Annotated in this window: 22 protein-coding genes; 21 read left to right on the top strand and 1 reads right to left on the bottom strand. The window is 31.7% G+C overall.

The features are described from left to right. Positions 1 to 5: 5 nt before the first annotated feature. The 3 genes from ftsZ (at position 6) to flgG (ending at position 3,075) form a co-directional block, all read left to right on the top strand. Entirely contained in the window at positions 6 to 1,118 is a 1,113-nt protein-coding gene (gene ftsZ, locus FOC43_RS04140; RefSeq protein ID WP_002781577.1) for a cell division protein FtsZ, read from the top strand. 322 nt (positions 1,119 to 1,440) lie between these two features. Beyond that, positions 1,441 to 2,253: a flagellar hook-basal body protein gene (locus FOC43_RS04135; protein ID WP_002776464.1), complete on the top strand. Its 813-nt coding sequence runs from the start codon at positions 1,441 to 1,443 to the stop codon at positions 2,251 to 2,253. A 30-nt stretch (positions 2,254 to 2,283) separates the two neighbouring features. Beyond that, complete coding sequence (gene flgG / locus FOC43_RS04130) at positions 2,284 to 3,075, top strand: flagellar basal-body rod protein FlgG (RefSeq protein WP_002776471.1); 792 nt, start codon at positions 2,284 to 2,286, stop codon at positions 3,073 to 3,075. 243 nt (positions 3,076 to 3,318) lie between these two features. Here the strand turns inward: flgG and glnA are convergent, their stop codons facing one another. Continuing rightward, entirely contained in the window at positions 3,319 to 4,749 is a 1,431-nt protein-coding gene (gene glnA / locus FOC43_RS04125) for a type I glutamate--ammonia ligase (protein ID WP_002776475.1), read from the bottom strand. Positions 4,750 to 4,947: 198 nt separating this feature from the next. Between glnA and FOC43_RS04120 the strand changes: the two genes are divergently transcribed. The 18 genes from FOC43_RS04120 to FOC43_RS04035 all read left to right on the top strand — a co-directional run bounded on the left by FOC43_RS04120 (position 4,948) and on the right by FOC43_RS04035 (position 17,959). Further along, positions 4,948 to 5,652 (top strand): chemotaxis protein, encoded by a 705-nt coding sequence (locus FOC43_RS04120; RefSeq protein WP_002776477.1) that lies wholly within the window; start codon positions 4,948 to 4,950, stop codon positions 5,650 to 5,652. After that, entirely contained in the window at positions 5,649 to 6,905 is a 1,257-nt protein-coding gene (locus FOC43_RS04115) for a peptidase U32 family protein (protein WP_002776479.1), read from the top strand. The genes FOC43_RS04120 and FOC43_RS04115 overlap by 4 nt, the downstream gene beginning before the upstream one ends. Beyond that, positions 6,902 to 7,396, top strand: coding sequence for a 5-(carboxyamino)imidazole ribonucleotide mutase (purE, locus tag FOC43_RS04110; protein WP_002776481.1), 495 nt, complete (start codon positions 6,902 to 6,904; stop codon positions 7,394 to 7,396). Before FOC43_RS04115 ends, purE begins: the two co-directional genes overlap by 4 nt. Positions 7,397 to 7,408: 12 nt before the next feature. Next, positions 7,409 to 7,963: a DUF3972 domain-containing protein gene (locus FOC43_RS04105; protein WP_002776483.1), complete on the top strand. Its 555-nt coding sequence runs from the start codon at positions 7,409 to 7,411 to the stop codon at positions 7,961 to 7,963. Position 7,964: 1 nt separating this feature from the next. Next, positions 7,965 to 8,828: a glycine--tRNA ligase subunit alpha gene (glyQ, locus tag FOC43_RS04100; RefSeq protein WP_002776485.1), complete on the top strand. Its 864-nt coding sequence runs from the start codon at positions 7,965 to 7,967 to the stop codon at positions 8,826 to 8,828. Then, positions 8,815 to 9,540: a Nif3-like dinuclear metal center hexameric protein gene (locus tag FOC43_RS04095; protein WP_002776487.1), complete on the top strand. Its 726-nt coding sequence runs from the start codon at positions 8,815 to 8,817 to the stop codon at positions 9,538 to 9,540. Before glyQ ends, FOC43_RS04095 begins: the two co-directional genes overlap by 14 nt. A 9-nt stretch (positions 9,541 to 9,549) precedes the next feature. Beyond that, positions 9,550 to 10,266, top strand: a complete 717-nt coding sequence (locus FOC43_RS04090; protein WP_002776489.1) for a zinc ribbon domain-containing protein — start codon at positions 9,550 to 9,552, stop codon at positions 10,264 to 10,266. Next, positions 10,263 to 11,420, top strand: a complete 1,158-nt coding sequence (gene waaA / locus FOC43_RS04085; protein WP_002784217.1) for a lipid IV(A) 3-deoxy-D-manno-octulosonic acid transferase — start codon at positions 10,263 to 10,265, stop codon at positions 11,418 to 11,420. Before FOC43_RS04090 ends, waaA begins: the two co-directional genes overlap by 4 nt. Further along, a complete protein-coding gene (locus FOC43_RS04080) occupies positions 11,401 to 12,153 on the top strand; it encodes an RluA family pseudouridine synthase (RefSeq protein WP_002781565.1) in 753 nt (250 codons plus the stop codon). Before waaA ends, FOC43_RS04080 begins: the two co-directional genes overlap by 20 nt. A gap of 67 nt (positions 12,154 to 12,220) precedes the next feature. Beyond that, on the top strand, positions 12,221 to 13,558 hold the full coding sequence (gene ffh, locus FOC43_RS04075) for a signal recognition particle protein (RefSeq protein ID WP_002776497.1): 1,338 nt from the start codon (positions 12,221 to 12,223) through the stop codon (positions 13,556 to 13,558). 67 nt (positions 13,559 to 13,625) lie between these two features. Further along, the gene (gene rpsP, locus FOC43_RS04070; RefSeq protein ID WP_002776499.1) at positions 13,626 to 13,853 is read left to right on the top strand and encodes a 30S ribosomal protein S16; all 228 of its coding nucleotides are present in this window, start codon (positions 13,626 to 13,628) and stop codon (positions 13,851 to 13,853) included. Between the two features lie 5 nt (positions 13,854 to 13,858). Further along, positions 13,859 to 14,101: a KH domain-containing protein gene (locus tag FOC43_RS04065; protein ID WP_002776501.1), complete on the top strand. Its 243-nt coding sequence runs from the start codon at positions 13,859 to 13,861 to the stop codon at positions 14,099 to 14,101. Further along, the gene (gene rimM, locus FOC43_RS04060) at positions 14,094 to 14,633 is read left to right on the top strand and encodes a ribosome maturation factor RimM (protein WP_002776503.1); all 540 of its coding nucleotides are present in this window, start codon (positions 14,094 to 14,096) and stop codon (positions 14,631 to 14,633) included. The genes FOC43_RS04065 and rimM overlap by 8 nt, the downstream gene beginning before the upstream one ends. Next, a complete protein-coding gene (gene trmD / locus FOC43_RS04055) occupies positions 14,630 to 15,334 on the top strand; it encodes a tRNA (guanosine(37)-N1)-methyltransferase TrmD (protein ID WP_002776505.1) in 705 nt (234 codons plus the stop codon). The genes rimM and trmD overlap by 4 nt, the downstream gene beginning before the upstream one ends. Before the next feature lie 10 nt (positions 15,335 to 15,344). Beyond that, a complete protein-coding gene (gene rplS, locus FOC43_RS04050; RefSeq protein WP_002776507.1) occupies positions 15,345 to 15,701 on the top strand; it encodes a 50S ribosomal protein L19 in 357 nt (118 codons plus the stop codon). A 151-nt stretch (positions 15,702 to 15,852) separates the two neighbouring features. Beyond that, positions 15,853 to 16,266, top strand: a complete 414-nt coding sequence (gene uraH, locus FOC43_RS04045) for a hydroxyisourate hydrolase (protein WP_002776509.1) — start codon at positions 15,853 to 15,855, stop codon at positions 16,264 to 16,266. Between the two features lie 23 nt (positions 16,267 to 16,289). Continuing rightward, positions 16,290 to 17,633 (top strand): class II 3-deoxy-7-phosphoheptulonate synthase, encoded by a 1,344-nt coding sequence (locus tag FOC43_RS04040; RefSeq protein ID WP_002776512.1) that lies wholly within the window; start codon positions 16,290 to 16,292, stop codon positions 17,631 to 17,633. Then, positions 17,630 to 17,959, top strand: a complete 330-nt coding sequence (locus FOC43_RS04035; RefSeq protein WP_002776527.1) for a Spx/MgsR family RNA polymerase-binding regulatory protein — start codon at positions 17,630 to 17,632, stop codon at positions 17,957 to 17,959. The genes FOC43_RS04040 and FOC43_RS04035 overlap by 4 nt, the downstream gene beginning before the upstream one ends. Positions 17,960 to 18,156: the final 197 nt, after the last annotated feature.

The following is an 18,156-nucleotide window of genomic DNA, read 5'->3' as shown; positions in this document are numbered from 1 at the left end:
TTTTTATGAGCGAATTTTTAGTAGAAGAGATGCAACATAATAAAGGCGCTAAAATTAAAGTTATAGGCTGCGGTGGTGGCGGTGGAAATATGATTAATCATATGGTCAAGATGGGCTTAAATGACCTCGATTTAATCGCGGCTAATACTGATGCACAAGCTATTTCAAATTCATTAGCAAAAACCAAAATTCAACTTGGCGAGAAAAAAACAAAAGGCTTGGGTGCGGGCATGCTACCAGAGGTTGGAGCAGAGAGTGCTAGAGAAAGCTTTGAAGAGATTAAAGCTAGTCTTAGCCAAAGTGATATCGTTTTTATTGCTTCAGGTTTTGGTGGTGGCACAGGAACGGGTGCTACTCCAGTAATCGCACAAGCAGCTAAAGAAATAGGTGCTTTAACTGTTTCTGTTGTAACTATGCCTTTTGCTTTTGAAGGGAAACAAAGAAAAAAACTTGCTGAAAACGGACTCCTTGAATTGAAAAAAGAAAGTGATTCTATCCTTGTAATTCAAAACGAAAAGCTTTTAAGCATTATCGATAAAAAAGCAGGAATTAAAGATGCTTTTAAATTAGTTGATGATATTTTGGCGCGTGCTGTTAAGGGTATGGTGTCTATACTTTTAGACAATGGTGATATCAATGTTGACTTTGCTGATGTTAGAACCATAATGAGCCATCGTGGTTTAGCGCTTATGGGCGTAGGCAGTGCTAGCGGTGAAAATGCTATCGAAGAGGCTCTTTCTAATGCCATAGAATCTCCATTATTAGATGGTATGGATATTAAAGGAGCTAAAGGGGTTATTTTACATTTTAAAACAAGTTCTAATTGCTCTTTAATTGAAATTTCTGCTGCTGCAAATAATATAGAAGAAATTGTTGATGAAAATGCAAAGATTATTTTTGGTTCTACTACAGATGATAGCATGGAAGATAGGGTAGAAGTGACCATTATTGCCACAGGATTTGAAGATAGAGACAGCATAGCTAAAAAAGCCGCTGAAGAAGCTGAAACTCCTAAGAAAAATCCTTATTTAAATCTTAGAAAAGTAAGTGGTGGTTTTGATGAAGAGATAATGGCTCAAATTGAAACTCCTACTTTCTTACGCCGCCAAATGGACTAAAATAGAATATTTTTAAGCAAGATTTTTACTTAAGTCTTGCTTTTTTAAAATTTTTACTATTTATTTTAAAATATTTTTTACCCATATTCCTAGAAAGAAAACTCTTATTTCTTGGGTAAAGAGATGAATGTTGCTGCTTTTTAAGCGATTTAATGATACTTTTGGTTTTTTAGTATAATTCCTTGTAAAAACACAATATGATGCAAATTATCATTCAGTATTTTATTTCTACTTGCTTAATCCCCTAAAATTCATTCTTTTTAAAAGTTGGAACACTCTTTGCTTTATAGATTAAAAATATCAAAATTTATAGGTGAAAAATATGCAAAATGGATATTATCAAGCAACGGGTGGGATGGTAACTCAGTTTAATAAACTTGATGTTATTACAAACAATCTTGCCAATATTAACACGAGTGGTTACAAAAGAGATGATGTAGTAATTGCAGATTTTAAAAGGATTTTTAAAGAAACTCAGGATGAGTTGCCTATAGAAAATCACACAAGAGATGCATCAAGATTTGTCAATACTACCATAGATGGCGTTCCTCAAGTCTCTCAAGGATATACAGATTTTAGTTTAGGTTCTTTAAAAACGACTAATAACCCTTTGGATTTGGCCATTACTAGAGAGGATGCTTTTTATTTAGTTCAAACAAAGGATGGTGAAATAAGATTAAGTAAAGATGGAAATTTTCAACTTAACGAAGAGGGATATTTAGTCAATAAACAAGGATATAGAATTTTAAGCAGTGATTATTTTAATAATCCTCAAAATGCAGGAATTCGTCTTCCTAATGGTGCGGTTTATATCAATGTAGATAAAAACGGAAGTATTGAGGTAGATGGCGTTCAAAATGCGAGATTATTTATCGCTCAAGTAGATGATATAAGAGCTTTGCAAAAAGATGGGGATAATGTTTATAGGATAGATGATTTAACGCGTATTAGAGATTTGGATAATTCTAATGCAGTGCGTCAAGGTTTTTCTCAAGGCTCTAATGTCAATCCGGTAACCGAAATGGTAGGACTTATAGAGGCAAATAGAATGGTAGAAATGTATCAAAAAGTTATGACAGCTCATATGGATGACTTAAACCAAGAAGCTATCAATAAACTTGCAGCCGTTAAATAAAATAATATAAAATAAATTAAAGGATAAAAAATGATGAGATCACTTCATACTGCTGCTACGGGAATGGTAGCGCAGCAAACACAAATTGATGTTACTTCAAACAATATTGCAAATGTTAACACAGCAGGTTTTAAAAAGGGTCGTGCTGAATTTGCTGATCTAATGTATCAAGTTATGAAATACGCAGGAACTTCAACTTCAGCCACAACACTTTCTCCATCGGGCATAGAAGTGGGTATTGGTGTGCGTCCAACAGCAGTGACAAAGGTTTTTACTGAAGGTAATTTAAAGGCTACAAGCACAGATAGTCTTGATATGGCAATTGCGGGAAATGGTTTTTTTCAAATTCAACTTCCTGATGGCACGATAGCTTATACAAGAAATGGACAATTTACAAAAGATAATGAGGGAAATATCGTTAATGCAGATGGTTATAGACTTTTACCTGAAATGACTATACCAGAGGGTGCAACTGCGATTAATGTGGCTACTGATGGCACAGTTTCTGTAATGCTTCCAGGAGAACAACAAGAAACACAAATCGGTCAAGTTGAGCTTGTACAATTTATCAACCCAGCTGGACTTCATTCTATGGGAGATAATCTTTATCTTGAAACAGGGGCAAGCGGTGCACCTGTAGCAGGTATAGCAACCCAAGATGGACTTGGAACAATAAGACATGGCTTTATAGAGTTAAGCAACGTGCAGCTTGTTGAAGAGATGACAGATCTTATCACAGGACAAAGAGCTTACGAAGCAGGTTCAAAAGCTATCACGACGAGTGATGATATGCTTGGAATTGTCAATCAATTAAAAAGATAATTTAAATTAATTATATAAATTTATGGTATTTTTATGCCATAAATTTTTCTCATATTAATTCACTTAAAATTTCATATACTTACTAAAATCATGGTATAAAAATGAAAATAAATAATATTCTGCTGCAATAATAATTTTTAATTCTTTTTTGAAAATAAATTTATATAATATCAAAGATATGGATTTAAGAAATTTATCAATAAATAAAGCAAAGCGTTTAAAAATTTACGCTTTGCTTTTTATTTAGCAAGAATAGCAAGTTTTAAATTCGTATGCAGTTGGACGCGCTTCAACAGGCCAAACTTGAGTTTCAAATTTCAAATGTTGATAATCATCTATAAAAATATCGCTCATTACAGGTTTTAAGAAAGCGTTGTAACGAATTAAAGCTTCAAGACTTCCTCTTAGAGTGTGTGGTAGTTGCTCTATGCCTTTTTCACGAATTTCATCTAAAGTAAGATCAAATAAGTTTTCATCCATAGGTCCTACAGGAATGGTTTTGTTTTTGATTCCATCAAGTCCTGCCATTAAAAGACTAACAAAAGCTAGATAAGGATTAGCGGTGCTATCAGGGAAACGAATTTCAACACGAGCTGAATTCTTACCTATACCATAAGGCACGCGACAACTTGCACTTCTATTTTGGCAAGAATAAGTTAAAATACAAGGAGCTTCAAAACCTGGAACTATTCTTTTGTATGAATTTGAGCTTGGATTAGTAAAAGCTGCAACAGAACGAGCATTTTTTAAAACCCCACCTATGTAATTAATAGCAGTTTGGCTAAGTCCTCCATAACCTTCTTTGTCATAGAATAAATTCACACCATCTTTCCATAGACTCATATGAACATGCATACCATTTCCATTGTCACCATAAAGAGGCTTTGGCATAAAAGTTGCAGTTTTGCCATTTAAATGAGCTACCATTTTGACAATATATTTGTAGATTTGTACATTATCTGCAGCCTCCACAAGTGTGCCAAAATTTACTCCAATTTCCGCTTGCCCTTGTGCAACTTCGTGATGGTGAACAAAGGTTTTAAGTCCTACTTTTTCAAGAGTTTGAACCATTTCAGAGCGAATATCTACCAAAGAATCTATAGGTTGAACAGGAAAATATCCGCCTTTGTTTCGTGGACGATGACCTGTATTGTAGCTATCTGCGAAATCTTTATCATCATTCCACTCTCCTTCTTCTGTATCCACTTCATATTTAGAACAATGAGTTGTATCTACAATTTTTACACTGTCAAAAACAAAAAATTCATTTTCAGGCCCAAAATAAGCAGTATCAGCTATGCCACTATTTTTAAGATGTTCCATTGCTTTTTTTGCTATACTTCTTGGACATTTTTCATACATTTGTCCTTTATAAATGTCATAAACATCGCAAAAAACTATAATAGTAGGATCAGCTGTAAAAGGATCTAAAAATGCACTTTGCGCATCAGGTTTTAAAATCATATCTGATTTTTCAATAGGTTGCCATCCATGAATTGAACTACCATCAAATGGAATTCCTGCTTCAAAAGTTTCTTCGCTAATTGCATGAAGATTATAGGTGATATGATGCCAAGTTCCTATCATATCAGTAAAGCGAAAATCTACAAAAAGAACTTCGTTTTGTTTACAAAAATCAAAGAATTCATTAACATTGTTAACAAATTTGCCCATCTTTTACTCCTTCTTTAAGATAATTTATGAAAATTGTATCATATTTTTTTTAATTCAGGTTTAATTAATATATTTTTTTAATCATTTTTTGAAATTTACTTACAAAACTATGAAAATTTAAATTTATATTTTCATTTTAGATAAATTTGATTATAATCGTAGTACTAAAACAAAATCTAGGTTTAAAAAAGGAAAAAAATGACTCAAGAAGAACTTGACGCCTTGATGAATGGTGATGTAAATTTTGATGAGGATGCAGAGTCTAACATTAAAAGCGAAACAGAGTCTCACAATATAGAATCTGAAGAAGGATTAATGCTAGAAGATGTAAAGGTGTCTGATTATAAACCAGATCCTAGTGTTGTATGGCCACCACCACCACCAAATCAAGAACATAAGGTAGTTCATCAACTTGATGATGTTACTAAAGACAGTGAGTTAAAAGCTACTGAGATGATGGATAAGCTAGAAAGTATCAATAATTTCTTTGCAGATTCTGAAAATTTGTTTAGTGAGATTGATAAAGTATTAGCTAAAAATATTGAAATATTTTCAAAACTAAATGAGAAATTTCCAAATGTTGTCAGTTTTAATGAAGCTTTGCAGTTAAATTCAAAAGTGAAAAAAACAAGTCAAGAAATTATTGATAAGTTGCAATGTGGACAAGATGAAGTAATGATGGCAATGGATGCTATGCAATATCAAGATATTCACCGTCAAAAAATAGAGCGCGTTATCAATGTAATGCGTGCCTTGAGTCGCTATATGAGTTCTTTGTTTGAAGGTAGGATTGATGATAAGAAACGAGTGAGTTCTGCAGTTCATATTGAAGGTGATTCTACTACTGATATTGTAAGCAATGATGATATAGAAGCGCTTATAGCAAGTTTGGGTCAAAAATGATTATTCCAGAGATTGTAGCTCCTGCGGGAAATTTTGCAAAATTAAAAATCGCTTTAGCTTATGGAGCTGATGCAGTTTACGCAGGGGTAAATAATTTTTCTTTGCGCTCTCGCACTGCTAGAGAATTTAATTATGAGAGTTTTGAAGAAGCTATTGAGTATACCCACCAAAGAGGCAAAAAGGTTTATGTTACTTTAAATGGTTTTCACTTGGGTGGACAAATAGAATCTTTAAAAAAACATATTTTAAAGCTTAAAGAGATGAAACCCGATGCTTTTATAGTAGCTTCAGTGGGTGCAATGGCTTTGGTTCGAGAGTTAGCTCCTGAAATAGCCTTGCATGTATCTACTCAAGCTAATGTTTTAAACTATCTTGACGCAAGAGTTTATAAAAATATGGGTGCAAAACGAGTAGTTATCGCAAGAGAGTTGAGTCTTAAAGATGCTAAAAGTTTAAAAGAAAATTGCGATATTGAGCTAGAAGCTTTTGTGCATGGATCGATGTGTTTTGCTTACTCGGGTCGCTGTTTGATCAGCTCGGTTCAAAGCGGAAGAATGAGTAATCGTGGCTCTTGTGCTAATGATTGTAGATTTAATTACGAACTTTATGCAAAAAATCCTGAAAATGGAGTACTTTTTCGTTTAGAAGAAGATGAAAATGGTACCCATGTATTTAACTCTAAAGACTTAAATTTATGCTCTTACATAGAAAAAATTATGAAAGAAGATTGCATAAGCGCATTTAAAATAGAGGGCCGTACTAAAAGTGAGTATTATGTTGCACTTACAACTAGAACTTACAAAATGGCCATACAAGATGTTTTAGAAGGTAAATTTGAGGCAAGTAAGTATGAAAAAGAAATTGCTACGCTTAAAAATCGCGGTTTTACAGACGGTTATCTTGTCTCACGCCCTTTAGAAAAAGCAGATACACAAAATCACGATACGAGCATAGAAGAGGGTACTCATCAAGTACATGCTATCGTTGAGGATGGAGAGTATTTTAAATGCAAGGGCAAGGTTGTTTTAAACAAAGCTTATGAAATTTTAATGCCTTTAGGTGATGAAATTGAGACTTGTGATAATAAATTGGGTAAGATTTATAAAAAAGAAGATAAATATTTTGTAGAATTTAAAAAACTTATTTCTAAAAACAATAAAGAATTCAACGAAATTCATAGCGGAAACGAAAACGAAATCAAAATGCCAAATAAAATCAGCAGTTTTAGTTTTTTAAGAAAGGAAATTGGATGAAATTTGTATCAATTATGATGGGAAGCAAGAGTGATTATGAAATCATGAGCGAATGTGCCAAAACGCTTGAAAAATTTGGTGTAAAATATGAACTCATTATCAGTTCTGCTCACCGTAGTCCAAAGCGAACTCAGGAATATATTAAAGAAGCAGAAGAAAAAGGAGCTAAAGTTTTTATCGCAGCTGCTGGGATGGCAGCGCATTTAGCAGGAGCAGTTGCAGCTTATACAACCAAACCTGTTTTGGGAGTACCTATGCCTGGAAGTGCTTTAGCGAGTATGGATTCTTTATTTTCAACCGTGCAAATGCCAGGTGGAATTCCTGTGGGAACTTTAGCAGTTGGCAAAGCAGGAGCTAAAAATGCAGCTTATTTAGCTATGCAAATTCTTGCTCTTAATGATGAAACTTTAGCAAAAGCTTTAAAGCAAGATAGAAAAAATCAAGAAGAAAACTTAATCAGTGATTCTAAGAGTGTAGAAGTTTTATTGTAAAAAAGGATGAAAATGCAAACTTATTTAGAGCTCCAAGAATTTTGTAAACTTGTGCATTTAAATGAAGATGTTGTAAAGGGAATGATGGCAAATGGTGCTTTAAATTTCAAAGAAGAAGAGGGAAAAATTTATATCGAAGCAAACCAAGGAACTTTTAGCGTTGTTCCAAGTGCTTCTAACTCAAAGCCTGCTATGGTAAATTCTATGACTTTGGCAGGAGAAAGCTTTGTAGAAAAGACTATAGGAACAATTTTAAATTTGCATGAGAAGGTTTTAGATGCAAAGGATGAAACTCTTGATGCTTTAAAAAATGAAAATAAATTTTTAAAAGATGCGCTTTATTCAATGCAAGAGCTTTATGATGAAGATAGAAAAACTATTGAAACTTTAAATCATGAATTAAAACACGCCCGAGAAGAAATAGAATTTTTAAAACGTAAATATAAGCTTATGTGGAGTAAGACAGCTGAAATTTTTGGGGCAAGAACTGAGCCTGATTTGGAAATGAAAAAAGATGAAAATTCTAGTACAGCAAATGAAAAATTAAATGAAAATAAAGAAGGTTAAAATGACTTTTTCTCAGATGATATTAAATTTACAAGAGTTTTGGCAAAAACAAGGTTGTGCAATCATGCAGCCTTACGATATGCCAGCAGGAGCTGGAACTTTCCATCCAGCAACTTTTTTAAGAAGTCTAGGTAAAAAACCTTGGGCTACAGCTTATGTGGCTCCTTCTCGTCGTCCAACAGATGGAAGATATGGAGAAAATCCTAATCGTCTTGGGGCTTATTATCAATTTCAAGTCCTAATGAAGCCAAGTCCTGATAATATTCAAGAGCTTTATTTAAAAAGCCTTGAAAATTTAGGTTTTGATCTTAAAAGCCATGATGTGCGTTTTGTTGAAGACAATTGGGAGAGTCCAAGTCTTGGCGCTTGGGGTCTTGGTTGGGAAGTTTGGCTTGATGGTATGGAAGTAACTCAATTTACCTATTTTCAACAAGTTGGTGGAATCGCAGTAGATTTGGTAAGTGCTGAAATCACTTATGGGCTTGAAAGAATTGCTATGTATCTCCAAAATGTAGATAATGTTTATGATATTGTTTGGAGCGAATTTAATGGGGAAAAAATTAAATACGCAGATGTGCATAAGCGCAGCGAGTATGAATTTAGTAAATATAATTTTGAAATCAGCAATGTAGATTTTTTAAATCAGCAATTTGAAAATACTTATAAAGAATGTAAAAGTATTTTAGAACAGGGATTGGCTTTGCCTGCTTATGATTATTGTATGCTTGCAGCTCATACTTTTAACTTGCTTGATGCAAGGGGTGCTATTTCTGTTGCACAAAGACAAGATTATATGCTAAAAATTCGCGAGCTTTCGAAAACTTGTGCTGAAATTTATAAGAAAAATTTAGATGAAACTGATTGAAATTTATAATTTTTTAGACAAGCTAAGCCCTTTTGAAACTCAAGAAATTTGGGATAATAGCGGTCTTTTACTTGGGAATTTTAACGATGAAATTCATAATGTTTATCTAAGCCTTGATATAGATGAGCAGTTGATCCAAAATGCAGAAGAAAATTCCTTATTTATCACGCATCATCCTTTAATTTTTAAAGGCTTGAAGGATTTGGCAAATTCAGCCTATCCTAGAGCTTTTGTTAAGGAAATGCTTAGAAAAAATCTTTCTTTAATTTCTATGCATACTAATTTTGATCTTAGCCATTTAAATACTTATTTTATAGAAGAAATTTTGGGATTTGAAATTTCTTCTAAAAATAAATTTTTAGCTTATATAGATGTAGATATGAGCTTTGAAGAGCTTTGTATTGTGGTTAAAAAGCGTTTAAATTTAGAAATTCTAAGAACAAGTTTTTGTGGAAAAGAATATTTGAAACGCTTAGCTGTTTGCACAGGGAGTGGGGGAGATTTGTTAAATGAAGTTAAGGCAGATTGCTATTTAAGTGGCGATTTTAAATACCATCAAGCCTTAGAAGCCATAAGCAATCATCTAAATTTGATTGATTTAGGACATTTTGAGAGCGAACGCTATTTTGCTCAATGTTTAGCAAAACACTTGAAAAATTTGCCGCTAAAAGTTATAATAACAGTTTCAAAAAATCCATTTCAATATTTTTAAGGAAAATAAATGAATAAATATCTCGAACAATTAGTGCTTTTATCAAAAATAGATCAAGAAATTGACAGCTTTGAACCGAAGATGGAAAGTATTAGCAAGACTTTAAAAGATGCTGAAAATAAGATTGCTAAATTTAATGTTGAATTAAATAATTTAGAAAATGAAATTCAAGATGTAGAAAATCAAAAAGTTCAAAATAATGCTCATATTTCAGAGTTTTCAGCTAAAATCAAAGAGCTTTCTAAAAAGAGTGGAGCTGTTAAGACAGAAAAAGAAGCAAATGCTTTAAAAATCGAAGAAGATATCGCTAAAGAGCAGCTTGATGCGGCTAATGATGAGATTGTTCGTTTGGATAAAATTTTAGAAAATAAAGAGCTTTTCAAAAAAGAACTTTTGGAAGAAAGAGCAAAAGAGGAGCAAAATTTAGATGAAATAAGAGTAAGCATTAGTTCTCAAATGGATGGCTTGGAGAAAGAAAGAATGAATGTTTATACTAAAAAGACTAAATTAGTTGCAGAGATGAATCAAAAAGTTTTAAGCTTTTATGAAAAGATTAGAAAATGGGCTAAAAATACAGCCGTAGTTCCCGTTAAAAAACAGGCTTGTTATGGCTGCTTTATGAAAATTTATGATAAAACTTATTTATCAGTGATTAAGGGTGAAGAGATTATAACTTGTCCTCATTGTGGAAGAATTTTATATAAAGAGCAAGAAGATCAAAATTGATTTTTCTTTATTATATTTTAGTGTGGATAGCTTTTTTACTCTGCGCTATCCCACTTTTTTTACTTTCTTTATTTAAGCCAAAATATAAATATAGCTTAAAGGCTAGATTTTTTCTCTTTCGTAATATATCTCAAAAAAGATCGGATGTGCATTTTCATGTTTGCTCATATGGAGAAGCAAGAAGTGTCAAAGAGCTTGTTTTAAGATTTGATTCAAGAATTACGACTATTACACAGACGGGTTATGATTATGCTAAAGAAATTTGCAATAAGGTAAATTATCTTGCTTTTGAAAATTGGATTCCATTTTGGCTCAAACCTAGCAAGGTATTAGTGATTTTTGAAGCCGAGTATTGGTTAATGCTCGTTTTTATAGCAAAGCTTCAAAAAAGTAAGGTTATTTTGCTAAATGCTAGAATTTCAGATAATTCATATGCAAGCTATAAAAAATTTAGATTTTTTTATAAGAAAATTTTTTGTTATATAGATGAAGTTTTTGCACAAAGTGAGGTGGATAAAATAAGATTAGAAGATTTGGGTGCTAAAAATGTTAAAATTTTTTCAAATATTAAATCCAAATTGCAAATATTTCCTACACAAAAATACCTTAAACCTAAGCGAAAATTGATTATTTTTGCAAGCACTCATAAGGGTGAAGAAGAACTTTTACTCAAGCATTATAAAATGGATAAACAAGAGAAATTAATCATCGCTCCAAGGCATCCTGAGCGTTTTTTAGAAGTGGAACAATTATTGCACGATAAAGGTTTAAAATTTGATAAATTTAGTTTATTGCAAAATGAAGATAAAAAATTTAATCAAGATATTTTATTATTAGATTGTTTGGGTGAGCTTGTAAATTTTTACGCCATTTCAGATGTAGTTGTACTGGGAGGTTCTTTTTTTGAGGGGATAGGAGGACATAATCCCATAGAGGTGGCTCATTTTAATAATGTATTGATAAGTGGGATTTATATACATAATCAAAAAAGTTTATTTCAAGAAGTGGATAATGTCTATTTTTGTGAAGACTTAAAAGAACTTGATGGTATAATTCATAATTACAATTTAAAAGCAAAAATAGCACAAAATAATGATTTATCAACCATAATACAAGCTATACAGGAAGGTATTGATGCAAGAAAAAGCATATAAACTTTTAGCTTTGCAAGAAAATATTTCAAACCGCGAAGCAAAAGATTTGATAGATAAGGGTTGCGTTTTTTCTCATGGTAAAAAGGTAGTTGTAGCAAGAGCTTTGATGAGTGATAAGACGAAATTTAGCATTGTAAAAACTAGCAAGCCTAAAGTAATTTTTGAAGATGAAAATATCATAGCCATAAATAAACCCTATGCTTATATCAGTGAAGAACTTGAAAAAAAATTCAATGCAAAGTTACTTAACCGTCTTGATAAAGAAACTAGTGGTGTTATACTGCTTTGTAAAAATGAAGATTTTCGAAAAATATGCATTGAAGAGTTTAAAAAACAAAGAGTTTATAAAAGCTATATAGCTGTTTTGGATGGAATTTTAGCAGAAGAAATTGAGATTGATGAGCCTATATTAACCATAAAAACTAAGAATGGAGCTTTGAGCAAAATTTCTAAAGAGGGTTTAAGCGCGGTCAGTATTTTTACTCCTATTATGATGCAAGCTAAAAAAACTTTGGCTAAAATTATCATTAAAACAGGCAGAACCCATCAAATAAGAGTGCATGCTAAATTTATCAAGCATGGAATTATAGGAGATGAAAAATATGCTAAAATTTCAAGTGATAGGATGTATTTGCATAGTCATGAAATTCGAATTTTAAATTATCAATTTAAGGCAGAATTAGATTCTAGCTTTTCAAAGCTTGGTTTTGAGATAAAAAATTTAGATTTTTAAAGCCATTTAAGAAAAGATTTTGTATAATACTCAACTTAAAATTTAAAAATAATAGAAAGGTAATAAAGTGTTTGAATTAGTCAGCGAATCTTTTAAATCAGCGATTAATAAACTTCGTTTTGTTGATGATGAAAAAGCGCTTAAAAATGCTTTAGATACCTTAAAAAAAGCCTTACTAAAAGCAGATGTACACCATAAAGTGGTTAAAGATTTGCTTTTGCTTATTGAAGAAGATGTTAAAAAAAATGGCATAGGACAAAAGCAATTTTTAGAAGCTATTAAAACCAATTTAGAAAATATTTTGAATGCTGATGGAAAAAATCAAGGTTTTGTTTTTGCTACTAAGCCTCCAACTGTTGTTTTAATGGTGGGTCTACAAGGTGGAGGTAAAACCACAAGTACGGTTAAGCTTGCCAACTATCTAAAACTTCGCAATAAAAAAGTTTTAATAGCTGCTTGTGATTTACAGCGTTTGGCTGCAGTAGAGCAACTTAAACAGCTTTGTGAAGCTAATGAGTTAGATCTTTTTTATATCGAAAATGAAAAAGATCCGATTAAAGTGGCACAACAAGCTTTAGAAAAAGCAAAAAATTCTATGGCAGATGTATTGCTAGTCGATACTGCAGGAAGATTGGCTATTGATGAGGCTTTAATGAATGAATTAAAAGCGGTAAAAAATGTTTTAAATCCAGATGAAATTTTCTATGTCGCTGATGCTATGAGTGGACAAGATGGTGTTAAAACAGCCTCAAGTTTCAATGAGCTTTTGGGTATTACAGGAGTTATTTTATCTAAATTTGATGCAGATACCAAAGGGGGTATAGCTTTAGGTATTACGAAGCAAATTGGAATCCCTTTAAGATTTGTAGGCGTGGGTGAAAAGATAGCGGATTTAGAAATTTTTATTCCTGAAAGAATAGTTAATCGTATAATAGGTGAAGGCGATTTGGCAACTTTAGCTGAAAAAACTGCGGCCATTATCGATGAAAAAGAGGCTAAGAAATTAAATCAAAAAATCAAAAAAGGCGAGTTTAATTTCAATGATTTTTTAACTCAAATGGAAAGTGTTAAAAAATTGGGTAGTATGAAGTCTATTATAGGAATGATACCTGGACTTTCTAATGTTGCTTCAAGTGTAAAAGATCTTGATTTGGATAATTCTAAAGAAATTATACATATTAAAGCCATGATTTCATCTATGACGCCAAAAGAAAGAGAAAATCCAGATTTACTTAATAATGCTAGAAAGCGTCGTATAGCAGAAGGCGCTGGATTGTCTCAAGTTGAAGTTAATCGCTTTTTAAAACAATTTGCAAATGCTGCTAAACTTGCTAAGAGATTTTCAGGAAAAAAGGGTATGGATAGTTTAATGCAAATGATGAATCAAGCTAGAAGACAATTTTAGATTTTTTATCTATAAATACTTTTAATAGTATCTATAGTTAAAAAATTTTTATTTTTAAGGAGTGTATATGACAGTAATTAGACTTACAAGAATGGGAAGAACTAAAAGACCATTTTATCGTATAGTAGTAACAGATAGTAGAAAACGTCGTGATGGCGGATGGATAGAAAGCATTGGATATTATAATCCTATGGTTGAGCCTGAAGTGGTAAAATTTGACTCTGAGCGTCTAGCTTATTGGAAAAGCGTTGGTGCAAAACTTAGTGATAAAGTAGCTTCTATTACTAGTAAATAAATTTCATGGTAGAAAATTTTTTAAGAGAATACGCTAAACTCATAGCAGATTATCCGGATAAAATTGCAACAGAAAAAATAAAGCTTGATGAAAATTTTGCTGAAATTATACTTTATGCTGATAAAATTGATACCGGTAAGCTTATCGGCAAAAATGGAAAAATGATCAATGCAATAAAAACAGTTGTCTCAGCTTGTAAAAGCAAAGATTCAATGAGTTATCGTGTAACGGTTAAAGCACTTGAGTGAAAGAAATTTTATTCAAGTTGCCAAACTTGGAAAAACTGTTGGACTTAAAGGGTATTTAAAACTTTACAACCTAAGTGACTTTATCCAGCAATTTAAAAAAGGAGCTTCTTTTTTCACTGAAAATGGCAAAAGTCAGTTGAAAATTAAACACTACAATTTAGCTAACTCTTCTGTTTTGTTTGAAGGTTATGAGAATGTTGAAGCTGCAAAACAGCTTATTAATCTAATTCTTTATCAAAGTATTGAAGCTACAAGACAAACTTGCATATTGAAAAAGGATGAATTTTTTTATTTTGATATTTTAAAATGCGAAGTATTCGATGATGAGCGAAGGTTGGGGAAAGTGGTGGATATTCTTGAAGTAGGAGATTCTTATTTATTTGAAATTCAAAGCGATCAAGAGTTAATTGATAAAGCTTATGCTAAAACTTTTTTTATTCCCTATATTGATAAATATGTCAATAAAATTGATATAGAAAAATATTCTATTTTTTGCACCAAAGATGTTTTTTTAATCTTAGAAAATTCATGAAGTTTAGTTTTGTTTCTTTATTTCCCAATTTGCTTGAATTTTATTTTAAAGATTCTATTCTTGCCCGAGCAATTCAAAAAGAGCTTTTTCAACTCGACTTTTTAAACCCAAGAAATTTTACAGATAATATTTATCATAAAGTAGATGATTATAAAATTGGCGGTGGAGCTGGTTTGTTAATGCAAATTAAACCTCTTTATAACACTTTAAAATTTATCAAAGATAGTGAAAAAGATCCTTATTTTATTTTTCTAAATCCAAGTGGAAAAACTTTCAATCAAAAAGATGCAAAAAGATTAAGCAAGAAAGAAAATATTGTTTTTGTTTGTGGGAGATATGAAGGCATTGATGAAAGAGTAATAGAAATTTTTGCTAATGAAGTGTTTAGCATAGGAGATTTTATTTTAACGGGCGGAGAACTTCCAGCGCTTACTCTTTGTGATGCTATTGCAAGAAATATCAATGGAGTTTTGGGTAATGCTTGCAGCCTGGAAGAGGAAAGTTTCGAAAATGATTTATTAGAAGCTCCTTCATTTGCAAAACCTTTTATTTTTGAACAAAATTTTAAGAAATTTTATACTCCTTCAGAGTTTTTAAAGGGTAATCACGCTAAAATTGCGACTTTAAAAACTACTTTAGCGTCTTGCAAAACGAAATTTTTTCGTCCAGATTTATTTTTAGAGCATGAACGCAAAAAATAAGGAATTTTTTATGAAAAATAAATACATAGAACAATTTGAAGCAAAACAAATTGAGGGAAAAAATGTTCCAGAATTTCGTGCTGGCGATACTTTAAGACTTGCAATTCGCATCAAAGAGGGCGATAAAACTAGAATTCAAAATTTTGAAGGAATTTGTATAGCTAGAAGAGGTAATGGTGTAGATGAAACCTTTATCGTTCGCAAAATGGGTGCTAATAATGTTGGCGTAGAAAGAATTTTTCCAATTTATAGCGAAAGTTTAGAGAGTATTACTGTTGTAAGAAAAGGTCGTGTTCGTCGTGCTAGATTGTTCTATCTTAGAGATAGACGCGGTAAAGCAGCACGTATTAAAGAACTTAAAAAATAATCTGCAAAATTATTATTTTGCAGATTTAGCATCTTTCTGTTTTTTAAATAAATATATTTTAACTAATTTATAAAATTTATTATTTAGTTATTATTGTTAATAATATTTTGTTATGATTTAGATATATAAAATATTATTAAGGGAGAAAAATATGCTTTCTACAAAAAAAATTTTATTGGCTCTCATAAACATACCAATATTTCTAAATGCAACTGAATATCAGTTAAGTACCCATATTTTAGACATTAACTCTGGCCAACCTGCATCTAATGTAAAAGTAGAGCTTTATAACTTGGATCAAAATCGACAATGGGTCAAGATAAGTGAAAAATTTACAAAAAAGAATGGTAGGATAGCAGATTTTCTTCCCTATGAAAAAACAGAAAATCGTTCTTTTGGAGTTTATAAACTCAAATTTTATACCAAAGATTATTATATATCACATAAAGTTGATAGTTTTTACCCCTTTGTAGAAGTAAGTTTTGAACTTTTAAAAGATCAAAAACATTATCATATACCTATTACCTTATCTCCTTTTGGTTACTCAACCTATAGGGGAAGTTAAAATTATATCTTTAGGAAATAACGATGACTTGGACTAAAAATTCTTGGAAAAATTTTTCTATTAAGCAGCAGCCTATTTATTCTAATCAAGAGGAGCTAAATAAAGTCTTAAATAAACTTGAAAAACTTCCTCCTTTGGTTTTTGCAGGTGAAGTAAGAGAGCTTCAAAGTGCTTTAGCAAGAGTATGCCGAAAAGAAGCTTTTTTACTTCAGGGTGGAGATTGTGCAGAAAGTTTTGCAAATTTTGGAGCAGTAAATATACGAGATATGTTTAAAATTTTACTTCAAATGGCTATAGTTTTAACTTTTGCGGGTGGTTGTCCCGTTGTTAAAATTGGTCGTATGGCGGGGCAATTTGCTAAGCCAAGAAGTAGCGATTATGAAGAGATAAATGGAGTAAAGCTTCCAAGTTATAGAGGTGATATTATTAATGGCTTTGAATTTAATGAAAAAGCTAGAATTCCTGATCCAAATAGAATGCTTGAAGCTTACTATCAAAGTGCTACTACTTTAAATTTATTGCGCGGTTTTGCTAAAGGGGGATTAGCTAATTTACACGAGGTGCATCGATGGAATTTAGGTTTTTTGAAAAAAAGCGAGCTGCATCAACAATACACCGATATCAGTGAGAAAATTTCTCAGGCCTTAGATTTTATGGAGGCCTGTGGTATTAATACCTATAATACTCCAAGCTTAAAAGAAGTTGATATCTATACTTCTCATGAAGCTTTGCTTTTGCCTTACGAGGAAGCTTTAACTAGAGTGGATAGCTTAAGTGGTGAAATTTATGATTGTTCAGCTCATATGCTTTGGATAGGTGAGAGAACTAGGGGTCTTGATGAAGCTCATGTACACTTTTTAAGTGGAGTTAGAAATCCTTTAGGAGTAAAAATAGGCCCAAATGCAAGTGCTGATGATGTGATCGCTTTAGCTAATGCTTTAAATCCAAACAATGAAGAGGGTAGATTAAATATCATCATTAGGATGGGTGCTGAAAAAATAGCAACTCAATTGCCTAAAATTTTCTCTAAACTTAAAAAAGAGGGATTAAATTTAGTTTATAGTATAGATCCTATGCATGGTAATACGGTAAAAGCAGGGGATTTTAAAACGCGTGAATTTGATAAAATCATGCAAGAAGTAAGATATTTCTTTGAAATAGCTATGAGCGAAGGTGTATATGCAGGTGGAGTTCATCTTGAAATGACAGGACAGGATGTAACCGAATGTACGGGTGGTGCGAGTAATGTTACTGCGCAAAGTTTAGAAAAACGCTATGAGACACAGTGCGATCCAAGACTTAATGCAGATCAGGCACTTGAGCTTGCGTTTTTGATTGCTGATTTGGTTAAAAAGGCAAGAAAATGAAAGTCTATGGGATTAAAAACTGTAATTCCGTAAAAAAAGCTCTAGAGTTTTTAGATAAAAAAGCTCTAGAATTTGATTTTATTGATATTAAAAAGATTGATTTGGGCGTGCTTGAAAACTGGCTTAAATATAAAAGATTTAGTGAAATTATCAATACTGCAGGCACTACTTCAAAAAAACTCGGTTTGAATAAAGACAAGATAGAGAGCTTAAGCGAGCTTGAGTTGAAAAATATTATTTTAGAAAATCCAAGTTGTATTAAACGCCCTGTTATAGAAAAGGATAACCAAATTTATATTGGCAAAGAATATGAACAAATTTTGTGATTTTATCTCTTGAAAGATGATTCATTCTTTCAATCTTAAAAACTTTTACCATTTTATTTTTTAAAATATATTTGCTGATGGTGATAAAATTATCATGATAAATTTCAGGTAATTTTTAGTGATAAATTCTTTCAAATTCAGCAATAAAAATTTATAATTTTTATCAAAATCTTTAGTATTTATATTTTCAAGGAAGA

It is taken from the genome of Campylobacter coli, assembly GCF_009730395.1.
GTDB lineage: Bacteria > Campylobacterota > Campylobacteria > Campylobacterales > Campylobacteraceae > Campylobacter_D > Campylobacter_D coli.
Note: the sequence above shows the minus strand (reverse complement) of the source record. Positions and strands in the feature narration are given on the sequence as shown.